This is a genomic window from Streptomyces sp. NPDC031121, from assembly GCF_055570615.1.
In genome coordinates, this window is record NZ_JBVIGV010000003.1 from 256595 (window position 1) to 273229 (window position 16635).

11 protein-coding genes, 2 tRNA genes and 1 pseudogene are annotated in these 16635 nt (G+C 73.5%); 12 read left to right on the plus strand and 2 right to left on the minus strand.

What is annotated here, in order from left to right:
• The first annotated feature begins 66 nt into the window (after positions 1–66).
• From ACZ462_RS06750 to ACZ462_RS06790, 9 genes and pseudogenes are all read left to right on the plus strand, one after another.
• A tRNA-Ala gene (locus ACZ462_RS06750) sits at positions 67–139 on the plus strand.
• Positions 140–284: 145 nt separating this feature from the next.
• Positions 285–518 (plus strand): hypothetical protein, encoded by a 234-nt coding sequence (locus ACZ462_RS06755; protein WP_267718557.1) that lies wholly within the window; start codon positions 285–287, stop codon positions 516–518.
• A 154-nt stretch (positions 519–672) separates the two neighbouring features.
• A tRNA-Ala gene (locus tag ACZ462_RS06760) sits at positions 673–745 on the plus strand.
• Between the two features lie 245 nt (positions 746–990).
• Positions 991–3861, plus strand: coding sequence for a leucine--tRNA ligase (leuS, locus tag ACZ462_RS06765; RefSeq protein ID WP_467806922.1), 2871 nt, complete (start codon positions 991–993; stop codon positions 3859–3861).
• A gap of 125 nt (positions 3862–3986) precedes the next feature.
• Positions 3987–4781: a hypothetical protein gene (locus tag ACZ462_RS06770; RefSeq protein ID WP_467806923.1), complete on the plus strand. Its 795-nt coding sequence runs from the start codon at positions 3987–3989 to the stop codon at positions 4779–4781.
• A 137-nt stretch (positions 4782–4918) separates the two neighbouring features.
• Positions 4919–5764, plus strand: coding sequence for a DegV family protein (locus ACZ462_RS06775; protein ID WP_467806925.1), 846 nt, complete (start codon positions 4919–4921; stop codon positions 5762–5764).
• Between the two features lie 766 nt (positions 5765–6530).
• Positions 6531–7193, plus strand: coding sequence for a ComEA family DNA-binding protein (locus ACZ462_RS06780; RefSeq protein WP_467806926.1), 663 nt, complete (start codon positions 6531–6533; stop codon positions 7191–7193).
• Positions 7190–9610: pseudogene (locus ACZ462_RS06785) on the plus strand (ComEC/Rec2 family competence protein); the annotation flags it as partial. The gene ACZ462_RS06780 and the pseudogene ACZ462_RS06785, both read left to right, overlap by 4 nt.
• A gap of 133 nt (positions 9611–9743) precedes the next feature.
• Complete coding sequence (locus ACZ462_RS06790; RefSeq protein WP_467806927.1) at positions 9744–10625, plus strand: YceI family protein; 882 nt, start codon at positions 9744–9746, stop codon at positions 10623–10625.
• 8 nt (positions 10626–10633) lie between these two features.
• On the opposite strand, the gene ACZ462_RS06795 is transcribed toward ACZ462_RS06790, so the two are convergent.
• Entirely contained in the window at positions 10634–10876 is a 243-nt protein-coding gene (locus ACZ462_RS06795; protein ID WP_467806928.1) for a hypothetical protein, read from the minus strand.
• Between the two features lie 61 nt (positions 10877–10937).
• On the opposite strand from ACZ462_RS06795, the gene holA reads away from it, so the two are divergent.
• The gene (holA, locus tag ACZ462_RS06800) at positions 10938–11936 is read left to right on the plus strand and encodes a DNA polymerase III subunit delta (protein ID WP_467806929.1); all 999 of its coding nucleotides are present in this window, start codon (positions 10938–10940) and stop codon (positions 11934–11936) included.
• 204 nt (positions 11937–12140) lie between these two features.
• Here the strand turns inward: holA and rpsT are convergent, their stop codons facing one another.
• Positions 12141–12407 carry a 30S ribosomal protein S20 gene (gene rpsT / locus ACZ462_RS06805; protein ID WP_114057514.1) on the minus strand — a complete coding sequence of 89 codons (267 nt, stop codon included), beginning with the start codon at positions 12405–12407 and terminating at the stop codon, positions 12141–12143.
• A gap of 197 nt (positions 12408–12604) precedes the next feature.
• Between rpsT and lepA the strand changes: the two genes are divergently transcribed.
• Together lepA and ACZ462_RS06815 are read left to right on the plus strand one after the other, a co-directional pair.
• The gene (lepA, locus tag ACZ462_RS06810; RefSeq protein ID WP_467806930.1) at positions 12605–14470 is read left to right on the plus strand and encodes a translation elongation factor 4; all 1866 of its coding nucleotides are present in this window, start codon (positions 12605–12607) and stop codon (positions 14468–14470) included.
• Positions 14471–14698: 228 nt separating this feature from the next.
• Positions 14699–16588: an AMP-dependent synthetase/ligase gene (locus tag ACZ462_RS06815; protein ID WP_467806931.1), complete on the plus strand. Its 1890-nt coding sequence runs from the start codon at positions 14699–14701 to the stop codon at positions 16586–16588.
• Positions 16589–16635: the final 47 nt, after the last annotated feature.

Below are 16635 nucleotides of genomic sequence, written 5' to 3' on the forward strand. Positions count from 1 at the left end.
GTCGCGGCTAAAGTTCTTCTTGTTCGCAGCGCGGAACACCGGAAACGGGGGAGCGAGGCGGAGAGCGGGGCTATAGCTCAGTTGGTAGAGCGCTTGCATGGCATGCAAGAGGTCAGGAGTTCAATTCTCCTTAGCTCCACAATCAGGATCCCGTCCCCAACAGGGGGCGGGATCCTCGCGTTTGCCCCTTGCCTGCGCTTGCTGACCTGCCGCGCGCCCGCGTGGCAGAATCGGACGGCCGGAGGGGGAGTCGACGGCCCGACGCGGGAGGGAGTCGCTGACGGATGGGTGCACACCGGCGCCGGTGCGACTGGTGCAACAACGGCACGCCGATCGTGCGGGACATGGACCCGGTCAACTCCGACTACCAGTACTGGTGCGAGGAGTGCGCGCGGGCGCTGATCATCAAGGGCGACCCCATCGAGACGTACCGCGAGCTGGAGGGCGAGCCGATCTACGGCCGGCTCCTCGACGAGCACTGCACGCTCAAGCGCTTCTACCAGTTCGCCCGCGCCTAGACGCCGCGAAACGGGCAAGAGTGGACAAGGGTGGGCATGTCGACCCCCTCGGAATCCCGTTTTTGGACCTGGGCCGGAACCGTGTAATGTTCTGGGTGTCGCCAGGGGGAACCGGCAAGGGAAACCGAGAAGGGGCCCGGCGGCAGAGAAGCAAGGGGCTATAGCTCAGTTGGTAGAGCGCTTGCATGGCATGCAAGAGGTCAGGAGTTCAATTCTCCTTAGCTCCACAGTGCGGAAGCGGGCCACCCGGATCGGGTGCCCCGCTTCTCGTTGTGCGGAACGACCGAGCGGCCGCCGAGGCTGCTGCGGTACCCTGGCGCCATGCGTGCCGTACGCCTTCTGCTTACCGAGCCGCGCTGATCAGGGCCGACCCGCGATGGTCGGCATCGGCGCGGCTCCCCCTCCTGTGCGAGGGGTTTTTTCGTTTGGGCAGGCAGAGACGGCAGAGACGATCGATGGAGCTTCCGAAGACATGAGCGAGACGAACACCCCGGCCGCCGAGGCGGCCGAGGCGCACCGTTACACGGCCGCCATGGCCGCCGACATCGAGGCACGCTGGCAGGACGTCTGGGACGCGCAGGGCACCTACGAGGCCCCGAACCCGACCGGTGACCTGGCCGGGGACGCCGCGGTCGCCGCGCGCCCGAAGAAGTTCATCATGGACATGTTCCCGTACCCCTCCGGTGCGGGCCTGCACGTCGGCCACCCGCTGGGCTACATCGCCACCGACGTCTACGCCCGCCACCAGCGGATGAGCGGCCACAACGTCCTGCACACCCTGGGCTTCGACGCCTTCGGCCTGCCGGCGGAGCAGTACGCCGTGCAGACCGGCACGCACCCGCGCGTGTCCACCGAGGCCAACATCGAGAACATGAAGAAGCAGCTGCGCCGCCTGGGCCTGGGCCACGACAAGCGCCGCTCCTTCGCCACGATCGACCCGGACTACTACAAGTGGACCCAGTGGATCTTCCTGCAGATCTACAACGCCTGGTACGACGCCGATGCGAACAAGGCCCGCCCCATCGCCGAGCTGGTCGCCGCCTTCGAGGACGGCAGCCGTGAGGTTCCCGGCGGGCGAGCCTGGGCCGAGCTGACCGCCGCCGAGCGGTCCGCGGTCCTGAACGACTTCCGGCTGGCGTACGCCTCGGACGCCCCCGTGAACTGGTGCCCCGGCCTGGGCACCGTCCTGGCCAACGAGGAGGTCACCGCGGACGGCCGCTCCGAGCGCGGCAACTTCCCCGTCTTCAAGGCCAAGCTGAGCCAGTGGAACATGCGGATCACCGCGTACGCCGACCGGCTGCTGGACGACCTGGACGCGCTGGACTGGCCCGAGGCCATCAAGCTGCAGCAGCGGAACTGGATCGGCCGCTCCGAGGGCGCCCGCGTCGACTTCGCCGTCGGCGGCGACACCGTCACCGTCTTCACCACCCGTCCCGACACCCTGTTCGGCGCCACCTACATGGTGCTGGCGCCCGAGCACCCGCTGGTGGAGAAGATCGTCCCGGCCGAGTGGCCCGAGGGCACCCACCAGGTGTGGACCGGCGGCTCGGCGACCCCGTCCGAGGCCGTGGACTCCTACCGCAAGCAGGCCGCCGCCAAGTCGGACGTCGAGCGCCAGGCCGAGGCCAAGGACAAGACCGGCGTCTTCACCGGCGCGTACGCCGTCAACCCGGTCAGCGGCGACCCCGTCCCCGTCTTCATCGCCGACTACGTGCTGATGGGCTACGGCACCGGCGCGATCATGGCCGTCCCGGCGCACGACTCCCGCGACTTCGCCTTCGCGCGCGCCTTCGAGCTGCCCGTCCGCTGCGTCGTGGAGCCCTCCGACGGCCGCGACGCCGACCCCGCCGAGTGGGAGGACGCGTTCACCTCGTACGACGGCACCATCGTCAACTCGGCCGGCGAGGGCATCTCGCTGGACGGCCTCGGCGTCGTCGAGGCGAAGGCCGCCATCACCGCCTGGCTGACCGAGCGGGGCATCGGCGAGGGCACCGTCAACTTCCGCCTGCGCGACTGGCTGTTCAGCCGCCAGCGGTACTGGGGCGAGCCCTTCCCGATCGTCTACGACGAGGACGGCGTCGCCCACTCCCTGCCCGAGTCGATGCTGCCGCTGGAGCTGCCCGAGGTCGAGGACTACTCGCCGCGCACCTTCGAGCCCGACGACGCCGCCTCCCAGCCCGAGACCCCCCTGTCCCGCAACGAGGCCTGGGTCAACGTCGAGCTGGACCTGGGCGACGGCCGCGGCGTCCGCTCCTACCGGCGCGAGACCAACACCATGCCCAACTGGGCCGGCTCCTGCTGGTACGAGCTGCGCTACCTGGACCCGCACAACCGCGAGGCCCTGGTCGACCCGGAGATCGAGCGGTACTGGATGGGCCCGCGCGAGGGCGCGCCGCACGGCGGCGTCGACCTGTACGTGGGCGGCGCCGAGCACGCCGTGCTGCACCTGCTGTACGCCCGCTTCTGGTCGAAGGTGCTGTTCGACCTGGGCCACGTCTCCTCGGCGGAGCCGTTCCACAAGCTGTTCAACCAGGGCATGATCCAGGCGTACGCCTACACCGACGAGCGCGGCGTGTACGTCCCGGCGGCCGAGGTCGAGGAGCGCGACGGCGGCTACTTCTTCGAGGGCCGGCCGGTCAAGCGGGAGCACGGCAAGATGGGCAAGTCCCTGAAGAACGCCGTCACGCCCGACGAGATCTGCGAGGAGTACGGCGCGGACACCCTGCGCCTGTACGAGATGGCCATGGGCCCGCTGGACGTCTCGCGGCCGTGGGACACGCGGGCCGTGGTCGGCCAGTACCGCCTGCTGCAGCGCCTGTGGCGCAACATCGTGGACGAGGAGACGGGCGCCGTCACCGTCGTCGACGGCGAGCCGGGCGAGGACACCCTGCGCGCCCTGCACAAGGCGATCGACGGCGCCGGCTCCGACATGGCGGGCCTGCGCTTCAACACGGCCATCGCCAAGATCACCGAGCTGAACAACTTCCTGACCAAGGCGGGCCGACCGCTGGAGCGCCCGGTCGCCGAGGCGCTGGTCCTGCTGGTCGCCCCGCTCGCCCCGCACATCGCGGAGGAGCTGTGGCACCGCCTGGGCCACAGCGACTCGGTCGTGCACCAGGCGTTCCCGGTCGCCGACCCGGCGTACGTGGTGGACGAGACCGTCACCTGCGTCGTCCAGGTCAAGGGCAAGGTCAAGGCCCGCCTGGAGGTGCCGCCGGCGATCTCCGAGGCCGACCTGGAGCAGCTGGCGCTGGCCGACGCGGCGGTCGTGGCGGCCGTGGGCGGGGCAGAGATCCGCAAGGTGATCGTCCGCGCGCCCAAGCTGGTCAACATCGTCGTCTGACGTGTGAGGCCCGGCGTCCGGGGCCGGTTTCCCACTGATGCTCGGGGTCTTCCCGTACGGGCAGGTTGGGGGTTCGATGGGAACCCCCGACCTGCCCGCGGCGTTTACGGTGGAGGGGACGGAAAATGGCAGGGGAAGGGGTCCTCGTGGAGGCAGGCGCGTTGATCATCATGTTCACCTTGGTGATGCTGTTCGCCCTCCTGGGCCTCGGCGCCTGGGCCACGGTGAAGGCGGTCGGCGCGGCGAAGCGCGGCGCGGACCGGGCGATCACCCAGGCCAAGCGGACCGTCGAGGACACCGCGCTCAAGGCGAAGAGCATCGGCCAGGTCGGGGTGCCGGGGGCGCTCGCCCAGCTGCGGCTGGACCTGCGCACGTCCATGCGCACCACGCAGGAGGCCCTCAGGGAGGGCTCCCGCGTCGACGCCTCGCTCAAGGAGTCGCTCGTCCTCTTCGAGCGGCTCAGCGCGTACGGGCGCGAACTGGACGACGAGCTGAAGCGGCTGGAGCAGGAGCCCGACCGGGCGCGCGTCGCCGCGGCCCTGCCCGACCTGCGGGAACGGGTCGCGAAGATCACCCAGTCCGCCGACTCCCTGCGGTGGGCCGCGCGCGACCGGGCCCGCCGGTTCGCCGAGGACGACCTGTCGACCCTGTCGGCGCAGATCGAGGTCGAGTCGGACGCGCTGCGGGACTACGCCTCGCGCCGCGACCCCCTCGACGACCTCGCGGACGCCGCGGCCCCGTGGGACACCGGGGCGGGTCCGGCGGCCGGGACCGGTTCCGGCGCGGGCACCGCTCCGGGCGAGGAGCGGCGGCAGGCCCGGGGGCAGCAGGGGGCCTCGCAGACCCCGGCTCTCGACGCCGCCTCGCCGGCACCGCAGTACCCGTGGCAGAAGAGCACCCGGCCCGAGACGACCACCTGAGGCGGGTCGGGAAGACGGCCGGGGGACGGTCGGAGACCGTCGGGTGACGGCCCCTGGGACGGGTGGAGGCACCGCGGCCCACGCGGCGGGAGGGGTCGGGCTGCCGACGTGCCCGCTCTGGCGGTAACCTCCGCCTCATGTCCCGGCATGTCGCGATCGTCACCGATTCCACGGCCTACCTGCCCCAACCGGCCATGGCGCGGCACGGAATCACCTCCGTCCCGCTGACCGTGGTCCTCGGCGACGAGGCTCTAGAAGAGGGGACCGAGATTTCGGCGCGCAGCCTGGCCCTGGCACTGCAGAAGCGCCGTTCCGTCACCACGTCCCGTCCGAGCCCCGAGGAGTTCGTCCGGGCCTACCGGGCCGTCGCCGAGAGCGGCGCCGAGGCCATCGTGAGCCTGCACCTCTCCGCGGACTTCTCCGGCACGTACGACGCCGCCGTCCTGGCCGCGAAGACGGCGCCCGTGCCCGTGCGCGTCGTCGACACCGGCATGGTGGCCATGGCCCTCGGCTTCTGCGCCCTCGCGGCGGCGGAGACGGCCGAGGCCGGCGGCTCCCTCGACGAGGCGGTGGCCGCCGCGGAGAAGCGGGCCGCGGACATGGCCGCGTACTTCTACGTCGACACCCTCGACTACCTCCGCCGCGGCGGCCGCATCGGCGCCGCCCAGGCCCTCCTCGGCTCGGCGCTGGCCGTCAAACCGCTGCTCACCCTGGACGGCGGCCGCATCCAGATGCTGGAGAAGGTGCGCACCGCCTCCAAGGCCATCGCGCGGCTGGAGGAGCTCGCGGTCGAGCGGGCGGGCGCGGCGAGCGTCGACGTGGCCGTGCACCACCTGGCCGCTCCCGAGCGGGCCGAGAAGCTGGCGCAGCGGTTGCGCGAACGCATCCCCGGGCTGGTCGAACTGCACGTCAGCGAGGTCGGCGCGGTCATCGGCGCGCACACGGGGCCGGGGCTGCTGGCGGCGGTCGTCTCCCCCCGCTGACCCGGCGGTGCGCACCCGAACGGGTGGCCGGGTTGTCCACAACGGCGGGGCCATCCACCGGAATTGAGGACTCCGCACGGGATCGGGGAGGCGCCCCTACCGTCGGGGCATGACTCTTCACACACGCCGTACGCGCCGCCCCGGAGCCGCCTCGGGCCCGGGCCGGCCGGCGCTCTCCGACCACCGGCTGCGGGACCGCCGCGGGCGGCCCCGCCGGCGCGGCGCCGGGCATCCCGAACCCGACGCCGTCCGCCGGCGAGCCGAGGCCCTCCTCGGCGGGATCAGCCCGCCGCCGCTTCGGCCTCCGGCTCCGCCGCCCCCGCCGCCACCACCTCCGCCGCCCCGCTCCGCGCCGTCCGACGCCGCCGGGGTGGATCCGGCCGGGCCGGCGGATCGGGCCCGGCAGGTCGGCCCGCCCGGGGTGTCGGAGCCCAGCGGTTCCGCGGACGCTGTCCCGCGCGCGGTTCCGGGCCGGGCGGCGGATGAGGTCGGGCGTGCGGGACCCGGCGGCGCTGCGGTTCCGGGCAGGCCCGAGGTCCCGCTCCGGCCCTGGGAGGCGGTCGGGGCTGCTGATGCGCCCGGGCGTGCGCAGTCCGGCCGTGCTGCCGTTCCGGTCCGGCCTGCGGCTGCGGACCGGCCCGGGGATGGGGGCGGGGGTGTGGAGTCCGGCGGTGCTGCGGGCCCGGGGCGGCCCCGGGCGGGGGGTGCCGAGCCGGTGCGGGGCGTGGAGCCGCCGGTGGGCGGCCAGGGCGCTGGGGTCCGGGGGATGCGGTGGATGGGGGTGCGGGAGCGGCTGCCGGTGTGGGTGCAGGCGCGGCTGGAGGTGCGGCCGCGTGCGGTGGCAGCCGTCGCGGTGGTCCTGGCGGCCGGGGTGGCGTTCGGGGCGCAGCAGTTCTGGTCGGCGCGGCCGCGGCCGGTGGTCCCGCCCGCCGTGGTCGCCCCCGCCGCGGTGCCCGGACCCTCGCCGGGTGCGGCCCCCGCCCCGCCTGCCGCTGCCGGACCGGCGTCCCGCGTCGTGGTGGACGTCGGCGGCAAGGTCCGAGAGCCCGGGCTGCGGCGGCTGCCCGCGGGCTCCCGCGTGGAGGACGCGCTCGCCGCCGCCGGGGGAGTGCTTCCCGGCACGGACACCACCGCCCTCAACCGGGCCCGCGTCCTCATCGACGGCGAGCAGGTGCTGGTCGGCGTGGCCGCACCGGCCGCACCGCCCGGCCAAGGGGCCCCGGGCGGGCCCGCCGGCGGGCCGCTCAGCCTCGGGACCGCCACCGTCGAGCAGTTGGACGCCCTGCCCGGGGTGGGGCCGGTGCTGGCCCGGCACATCATCGACTTCCGCACCGCCCGTGGCGGCTTCCGCTCGGTGGAGGAGCTCCGGCAGGTCGACGGCATCGGTGAGCGGCGCTTCGCCGACCTGCGGAAGCTGGTGCGGCCGTGAACCGTGGGCCGACCGTCCGGAGTGCGCCCGGCGGCCCGGCGCCCGGCGAGGGCGACCCCGAGAGGGGGCCGGCGGACCTGCGGCTGGTGGTGCCCGCACTGGCGGCCTGGGCGGCCGCCGCGGCCGCGCTCGGCGTACCCGGCGCGTGGACCGCCGCGGGCGTCGGCGGGGCCCTCGCGGGGGCCGGGTTGCTGCTGTGCGCCGGGTGCCGGCGCCCGGAGCGGCTGTGGCGGGCCGGGACGGCCGCCGCCCTCGCACTGCTGTGCGCCGCGGCCGGTGCTGCCGCGGCCGGGCTGACCCGGGCCGAGGAGCGGGCCGGGCCTGTCCCCGGCCTGGCCCGGCAGCACGCCCGGGTGCTCGCCGAGGTGGCCGTCACCGCCGACCCGCGGACCGCCCGCGGGGGCAGCGGCCCGCCGCTGGTCGTGGTGGACGCGCTGCTGACCCGGGTGGGGGCGCCCGGCGGCGGGCACGTCCGGGTGGCCGCACCGGTGCGCGTCCTCGCCGCCGATCCGGGGTGGGCGCGGCTGCTGCCGTCCACCCGGGTCGCGGTGGAGGGCCGGCTGGCACCCGGCCGGGCCGGCGAGCGGGCGGTCGCCGTGCTGCGGCCGCAGACCGGCACCGGCCCTGCCGTGACCGGCCCGCCCACAGCCGTCCAGCAGGCGGCCGGGCGGCTCCGGCAGGGGCTGCGTGAGGCCACCGAAAGGCTCGCTCCCGACCCCAGGGCACTGCTGCCGGCGCTCGTGGTCGGGGACACCTCCCGGGTCCCGCCCGACCTGCAGGAGGCGTTCCGGGCCACCGACCTGCTGCACCTGCTGGCCGTCTCCGGCTCCAACCTCACCGTGGTCCTGTTCCTGCTCATCGGTCCGCCCGCGCGGGCCCAGCTCGCCGAGCGGCGCGGACTCGCGCCCCGCCTCGGGCTCTCCCTGCGGGCGACCGCCCTCGCCGGCGCGGCCCTGGTGCTGGCGTTCATCGCCGTCTGCCGGCCCGACCCCAGCGTGCTGCGGGCCGCGGCCTGCGGGGCGATCGGGCTGCTGGCCGTCGCCACCGGCCGCAGGCGCTCGCTCCTGCCGGCGCTCGCCGCGGCCGCGCTGCTGCTCCTCCTCCACGACCCGTGGCTGGCCCGCAGCCCCGGATTCCTGCTCTCCGTCCTCGCCACCGGCGCACTGCTGACTCTCGCCCCGCGGTGGAGCCTGGCCCTGCGGCGGCGCGGGATGCCGGCCCGGCCCGCGGAGGCGCTCGCCGCCGCAGCCGCCGCGCAGGCGGCGTGCGCGCCGGTGGTGGCCGTGCTTTCCGCCCGGGTCAGCCTCGTCGGGGTGCCGTGCAACCTGCTGGCGGAGTTCGCCGCTGCTCCGGCGACCGTGCTGGGCTTCGCCGCGCTGGCGGCCGCCCCGCTGTACGCGCCCGCCGCGCAGCTGCTCGCCTGGTGCGCGGCCTGGCCGGCCGGGTGGATCGCCGCGGTCGCGCGGGCGGGCGCCCGGCTGCCGGGGGCGGAGCTCGCCTGGCCCGGCGGGCTCGGCGGCGGGCTGCTGCTGGCCGCGGCCGCGGGGGCCGCCGTACTGCTCGGCCCGCGGCTGGCCCGCCGGCCGTGGGCGTGCGCCGGGCTGGCGGTGCTGCTGCTTGCCGCGCTGCTGCGGCCGCCGCAGCTCACCCGTACGCTCACGGGCTGGCCGCCGCCCGACTGGAGCTACGTGCAGTGCGCCGTGGGGCAGGGCGACGCCGCGGTCCTGGCCGCGGGCCCGGGCACGGCCGTCGTGGTGGACGCGGGGCCCGAACCTGGGCCGGTGGACTCCTGCCTGCGCGCCCTCGGGGTGCGGCGGGTGCCGCTGCTGCTCCTGACGCACTTCCACGCCGATCACGTCGGCGGCCTCCGCGGAGTGCTGAACGGCCGGTCCGTCGGCGTGATCCAGACCACTGCGCTGGAAGAGCCCGCCGGGCAGGCCGCGTTCGTCCGGAGGACCGCCGCGGCGGCCGGGGTGCCGGTCGTGCCCGCCTGGGCGGGGGAGCGCCGCCGGGCCGGGCCGCTCGAGTGGCAGGTGCTGTGGCCGCCGCCCGGCGGCCCTGCGCCCGAGGGCCCCAACGACGCGAGCGTCGCCCTGCTGGCCCGTACCTCCGGGCTGACCCTGCTGCTGCTCGGAGACCTCGAACCGCCTTCGCAGCAAGCCCTGTTGGCAAGCCGGCCAGACCTCGGCCCGGTCGATGTCCTGAAGGTCGCACACCACGGGTCCGCCCACCAGGACGCCGAGCTGCACGCCCGCGTCAGGCCCCGCCTGGCGGTCGTCCCGGTCGGTGAGGGGAACCGCTACGGGCATCCCGCACGGGGCACGCTCGCCCGGCTGAGGGCGCTCGGAGCGACCGTCCTGCGGACCGACACCGACGGGTCGGTGGCCGTGGCCGGAAGCGGTCCGCGACTGCGCGCATTCCCAGCGCGACGAACGCGGCGACACGCCCATACCGGGCGCGCCCGCTCTGTTTGCCCCCAACCCGGCCGCATGATCGAATGCGTTTTCGCCACAGCGGAACAAGTCCACGCAGCACGGGGGTGCATCAACCATGTTCGGTCGCAGACGGGGGTCCGAGACGGCCGGGAGCGCCGGCTCGCACACATCCGCGACCCTGACGCTGCCTCATACGGCTCGCCTGCTCAGCTGCCGGGTCCTCGACACGGTGCACCAGCCGGTCCGGCGGGCGGCGTTCGAGGTGACCGACCCGATCGGCCGCCACGTCGTCAGCGGGGAGACCGACCCGTACGGGGGGTTCACGGCGGCGGTCCCGGAGGGCGAGTACCGGCTCACCGTCACGGCGGAGGGCTACGCGCCGTTCCACGGGGCGACGCTGCTCGGGGACGCCGCGCCGGCCGGCACCGCGGAGATCATCCTCGATGCGGTGGAGCCGCCGCTGCTGCCCGCGCCCGGGCACTGGGAGATCGACCCGGGGCACTCCTCGATCGTCTTCACGGCCCGGCACATCGGCTTCGCCAGGATCCGGGGACGGTTCACCACCTTCGCCGGCGCGGTCCGGATCGCCGACCGCATGGAGGACTCCTCCATGCACGTGATCATCGACACGGCGAGCATCGACACGGGGCTGCGGATGCGGGACGACCACCTGCGCTCCGCGGACTTCCTGGACGCCGCCCGCCATCCGACGGTGGAGTTCTACAGCGAGCGGTTCATCCACCGCAGCGGCAGCCGGTGGGCCGTCGCGGGAGCACTCACCCTGCACGGCACCAGCCGGTCGGTGACCCTGGACACCGAGTACCTGGGGCTGGGGACGGGGATGGAGGGCGAGCCGAGGGCCGCCTGCCGGGCGACCGCCGGCCTCCACCGCGAGGACTTCGCCCTCGACTGGCAGTCGGTGCTGGCGGGCGGGGTCGCCGCCATCGGCTCCGCCGTCGACGTCACACTCGACGTGCAGGTCGTCCGCAAGGCCTGACCCGGGCCCTACGGGGCCTCCAGCCACCCCTCGTACTCGGCGGCGAGGCCGTCCAGCTCCGCGGTGTCGAGCCGGCTCTCCGGATCCTCGACGACCACGAGCCACTGGGCGTCCTCGGCGTCGTCCTCCCCGGCGAGGGCGTCCCGGACCAACTGCGGCTCCTCGCCGGGCCCGAACCGCTCGACGACCTCGTCCGCCACCTCCTCGGCGGCGTCTCGGTCCGGCAGCACCAGTACATGTCGCACGTTCACGCGACCATTGTCGGGCACGGGGCGCGGGGGCCTGTCGGTGCGGCATGGGATCCTGTATGCGATGGCCACCAGAAAGAACACCACCGACGATCCGCTCGCCCCGCTCACCCTCGCGGTGGGTCAGGAGGACCTGCTGCTCGACCGCGCCGTACGGGAGGTGGTGGCGGCCGCCCGCGCCGCCGATCCCGACACGGACGTGCGGGACCTGACGCCCGACCAGCTCCAGCCAGGCACCCTCGCCGAGCTGACCAGCCCCTCGCTGTTCTCCGAACGCAAGGTGCTGGTGGTGCGCAACGCCCAGGACCTGTCCGCGGACACGGTCAAGGAGGTCAAGGCGTATGTCGGCGCGCCCCTCGAGGACATCGCGCTCGTGCTCCTCCACGCGGGCGGCGTGAAGGGCAAGGGGCTGCTGGACGCCGCCCGCAAGGCCGGCGCCCGGGAGATCGCCTGCCCGAAGATGGCCAAGGCCGCGGACCGGCTGGCGTTCGTCCGGGGCGAGTTCCGCACACTGGGCCGGTCGGCTACGCCGGAGGCCTGCCAGACGCTGGTCGACGCGATCGGCAGCGACCTGCGGGAGCTGGCCAGCGCGGCCGCGCAGCTGTGCGCGGACGTCGAGGGCACCATCGACGAGGCCGTCGTCGGCCGCTACTACACGGGGCGGGCGGAGGCGTCCAGCTTCACCGTCGCCGACCGGGCGGTGGAGGGCCGGGCCGCGGAGGCCCTCGAAGCCCTGCGCTGGTCCCTCGCGACGGGTGTCGCCCCCGTGCTGATCACCAGTGCGCTTGCGCAGGCCGTCCGGGCCGTCGGCAAGCTGGCGTCCGCCCCGCGGGGGGCCCGCCCCGCCGACCTGGCGCGCGACCTCGGCATGCCGCCGTGGAAGATCGACCGGGTCCGCCAGCAGATGCGCGGCTGGTCCGCGGACGGCGTCGCCGACGCCCTGCGCGCCGTCGCCGAGGCCGACGCCGGCGTCAAGGGCGGCGGCGACGACCCGGAGTACGCCCTGGAGAAGGCGGTCGTGGCCGTGGCCCGCGCGGCCCGCCCCCGCCGCCCCGCCCACTGACCCGGCACGGCATGCCGAAGGCCCCGGCCGGTGCCCTGGGGAAGGGCGACGGCCGGGGCCTTCGGTTACTGCTCTGGTGCGCCGCACCCGCGTGGCGAACGCAGGCCGCGTGCGGCGCTGGTCTCCCCGCCGGGGCGGGGGAGGTGCCGGTCAGGAGCGGAAGAGAGGGCCCGCTGGGTCCGTTCCGGCGATCACATCGAGTGCTCAGCCCTGGAGGGAGGCAACCTTGGAAGCCAGCGCCGACTTCTTGTTGGCGGCCGAGTTCTTGTGGATGACACCCTTCGAAGCAGCCTTGTCCAGCTTGCGGGAGGCGACGCGCGCCGCCGCGGTGGCCTTCTCGACGTCGCCTGCGGCGACGGCCTCGTTGGCCTTGCGGATGAAGGTGCGGAGCTCGGACTTGACGGACTTGTTGCGCAGGCGCGCCTTCTCGTTCGTCTTGTTCCGCTTGATCTGGGACTTGATGTTCGCCACGAAAGAGCCTTTTCAGGTTCAGAGTTTGATCTTCCGGTTGTGTCCCCCAGCTGAGAGGGCGTGGAAGACACAGCTGCCCACGCTACCAGGGCGCCCGCGGGTGGCCCAAACCGAGCGCACTGCCCCGTCCATGGGACCATGGAACGGACCGACACCCAGCCAGGCTTCCGACTGCGACCCGAGAATCAGGACACTGCGTGCCCGCCATCCCCAGCCACGTGCCCGAGCCGAGCCGTACCGACCCGGCGCTGATCCGCAACTTCTGCATCATCGCGCACATCGACCACGGCAAGTCGACGCTCGCCGACCGGATGCTCCAGCTCACCGGTGTCGTCGACCAGCGGCAGATGCGCGCCCAGTACCTCGACCGCATGGACATCGAGCGCGAGCGCGGCATCACGATCAAGTCCCAGGCCGTCCGCCTGCCCTGGGCGCCCACCGAGGGCGACGGCGTGGGCAGGACGCACATCCTCAACATGATCGACACCCCCGGGCACGTCGACTTCACGTACGAGGTGTCGCGCTCCCTCGCGGCGTGCGAGGGCACGATCCTGCTGGTCGACGCCGCCCAGGGCATCGAGGCGCAGACCCTCGCCAACCTGTACCTGGCGATGGAGAACGACCTCACGATCGTCCCGGTCCTGAACAAGATCGACCTGCCGGCCGCCCAGCCGGAGAAGTTCGCCGAGGAGCTGGCGAACCTCGTCGGCTGCGAGCCCGACGACGTGCTGCGGGTGTCCGCCAAGACCGGTGTCGGCGTCGAGGCGCTCCTCGACCGCGTCGTGCAGAACGTCCCGGCGCCGGTCGGCGTCAAGGACGCCCCCGCCCGCGCGATGATCTTCGACTCCGTCTACGACTCGTACCGCGGCGTGGTGACCTACGTCCGCGTCGTCGACGGCACGCTCAGCAAGCGCGAGCGCATCCGCATGATGTCCACCGGCGCCACGCACGAGCTGCTGGAGATCGGCACCAACTCCCCCGAGATGCTCCCCGCCGACGGCCTCTCCGTCGGCGAGGTCGGCTACCTGATCACCGGCGTGAAGGACGTCCGCCAGTCGAAGGTGGGCGACACCATCACCCAGCAGACCCGCGGCGCCACCGAGGCCCTCGGCGGCTACAAGGACCCGAAGCCGATGGTCTTCTCGGGCCTGTACCCGCTCGACGGGTCCGACTACCCGGAGCTGCGCGACGCCCTGGACAAGCTCCAGCTCAACGACGCCGCCCTGGTGTACGAGCCGGAGACCTCCGCGGCGCTCGGCTTCGGCTTCCGCGTCGGCTTCCTCGGCCTGCTCCACCTCGACGTGATCCGCGAGCGCCTGGAGCGCGAGTTCGGCCTCGACCTGATCGCCACCGCGCCCAACGTGGTCTACCGCGTGGTCATGGAGGACAAGAGCGAGATCACGGTCACCAACCCGAGCGAGTTCCCCGAGGGGAAGATCTCGGAGGTGTACGAGCCGGTCGTGCGCGCCACCATCCTCGCGCCCACCGAGTTCATCGGCTCGATCATGGAGCTGTGCCAGAACCGCCGCGGCACCCTCCTCGGCATGGACTACCTCTCCGAGGACCGCGTCGAGATCCGCTACACCCTCCCGCTCGCGGAGATCGTCTTCGACTTCTTCGACCAGCTGAAGTCCAAGACCCGAGGCTACGCCTCCCTCGACTACGAGCCCACCGGCGAGCAGGCCTCCAGCCTCGTCAAGGTCGACATCCTGCTGCACGGCGACAAGGTCGACGCGTTCTCCGCCATCACCCACAAGGACGCCGCCTACGCGTACGGCGTCCGCCTGGTCGCCAAGCTGCGCGAGCTGATCCCGCGGCAGGCGTTCGAGGTGCCGGTCCAGGCCGCCATCGGCTCGCGGGTCATCGCCCGCGAGACCATCCGCGCCATCCGCAAGGACGTCCTCGCCAAGTGCTACGGCGGTGACATCTCCCGTAAGCGGAAGCTGCTGGAGAAGCAGAAGGAAGGCAAGAAGCGGATGAAGATGGTCGGCTCCGTGGAGGTCCCGCAGGAGGCCTTCATCGCCGTCCTCTCCAGCGACGAGTCCGGCGCCAAGAAGAAGTAGCAGCCGGCCGCACCGCCACCCGGAACAGGCCCCCGCACGCACCGGCGGGGGCCTGTTTCGTTATGAATCGGCGGCTCAAGGACTCTTACGCGGCAGCCGGAGGGCCCCTAGTCTGATCACTGCCCCGTTGGTTACCCGCCAGTTTCGCAGCCTGGTCTCAAACCCTGTTGGAAGCCGCCGTCCCACCCCCTCGGGCGGCAGCCCTGCCGCGTGGTCCGGAGGACGTCCGTGAGCGACACACTGACCCAGATCGAGAACCGCCCGCCCACCGTGGCGGCCCTCTTCCTTGAGCGTGTCGCCGCCACGCCGGACGCCGAGGCCTACCGGTACCCGGTGCCCGCGGCATCCGGCAGCGGCCCCGACGACTGGAAGTCGCTGAGCTGGGGCCAGGCGGCCGACCGGGTCTTCGCGATCGCCGCCGGTCTGATCGACCTGGGCCTGGGCCCGGAGGACCGCGTCGCGCTCGCCTCCAACACCCGCGTCGAGTGGATCCTCAGCGACCTGGGCGTGATGTGCGCCGGCGGCGCCGTCACCACCGTCTACCCCAGCACCAACGCCGACGAGTCGGCGTTCATCCTGGCCGACTCCGCCAGCCGCGTGCTGATCGCCGAGGACGCGGCCCAGCTCGCCAAGGCCCGCGAGCGCCGCGCCGAGCTGCCCGAGCTGGCCCACGTCGTCGTCCTGGAGGCCGCCGACGCCGTCGCCGCCGAGGACGACCCCGAGGGCTGGGTGCTCTCCCTCGCCGACCTGGAGGACCGCGGCCGCGAGTACCTCGCCAAGCACCCGGACGCGGTCCGCGAGCGGATCGGCGCCATCACCTCCGACCAGCTCGCCACACTGATCTACACCTCGGGCACCACCGGCCGCCCCAAGGGCGTCCGCCTGCCGCACGACAACTGGTCGTACATGGCCAAGGCCACCGTCGCCACCGGCCTGATCAGGGGCGACGACGTCCAGTACCTGTGGCTGCCGCTCGCCCACGTCTTCGGCAAGGTCCTCACCTCCGGCCAGATCGAGGTGGGGCACGTCACCGCCGTCGACGGCCGCATCGACAAGATCATCGAGAACCTGCCGGTCGTCCAGCCGACCTACATGGCGGCCGTTCCGCGCATCTTCGAGAAGGTCTACAACGGCGTGGCGGCCAAGGCCCGCGCCGGCGGCGGCGCCAAGTACAAGATCTTCCAGTGGTCCGTCGGCGTCGCCCGCGAGTACGCCAAGGCCACCCAGGACAACTACCGGCGCACCGGCCGGGCCACCGCCCCCCTCGGCCTCACCGCCAAGCACCGCATCGCCGACGCGCTCGTCTACTCCAAGCTCCGCGACGCCTTCGGCGGCCGGCTGCGCGCCGCCGTCTCCGGCGCCTCCGCCCTCGCCCCCGAGATCGGCTACTTCTTCTCCGGCGCCGGCATCCACATCCTGGAGGGCTACGGCCTCACCGAGTCCAGCGCCGCCTCCTTCGTCAACCCCGGCGAGGCCTACCGCACCGGCACCGTCGGCAAGCCGCTCCCCGGCACCGAGGTCCGCATCGCCGACGACGGCGAGGTCCTGCTCCGCGGCCCCGGCATCATGCAGGGCTACCACGGCCAGCCCGAGAAGACCGCCGAGGTGCTGGAGGAGGACGGCTGGCTGCACACCGGCGACATCGGCGAGCTCTCGCCCGACGGCTACCTGCGCATCACCGACCGCAAGAAGGACCTGATCAAGACGTCGGGCGGCAAGTACGTCGCCCCCGCCGAGATCGAGGGCCAGTTCAAGGCGATCTGCCCGTACGTGTCGTCGATCGTCGTCCACGGCGCCGACCGGAACTTCTGCACCGCCCTCGTCGCCCTCGACGAGGCCGCCATCCTCGGCTGGGCCGCCGAGAACGGGCTGGACGGGAAGACGTACTCCGAGGTGCTCGCCGCCCCCGAGACGGACCGCCTGGTCGAGACGTACGTCCAGACCCTCAACGAGGGCCTCCAGCGCTGGCAGACGATCAAGAAGTTCCGGATCCTGCCGCGCGACCTCGACGTCGAGCACGGCGACCTCACGCCCAGCCTCAAGCTGAAGCGGCCCGTCGTCGAGCGTGAGTTCAAGCACCTGATCGACGAGATGTACGAGGGCACCCGCGAGGCCTGAAACCCCGACCGGCCCCGTACCGGCGGGCCCCCGGCCCCGCCGGAGGG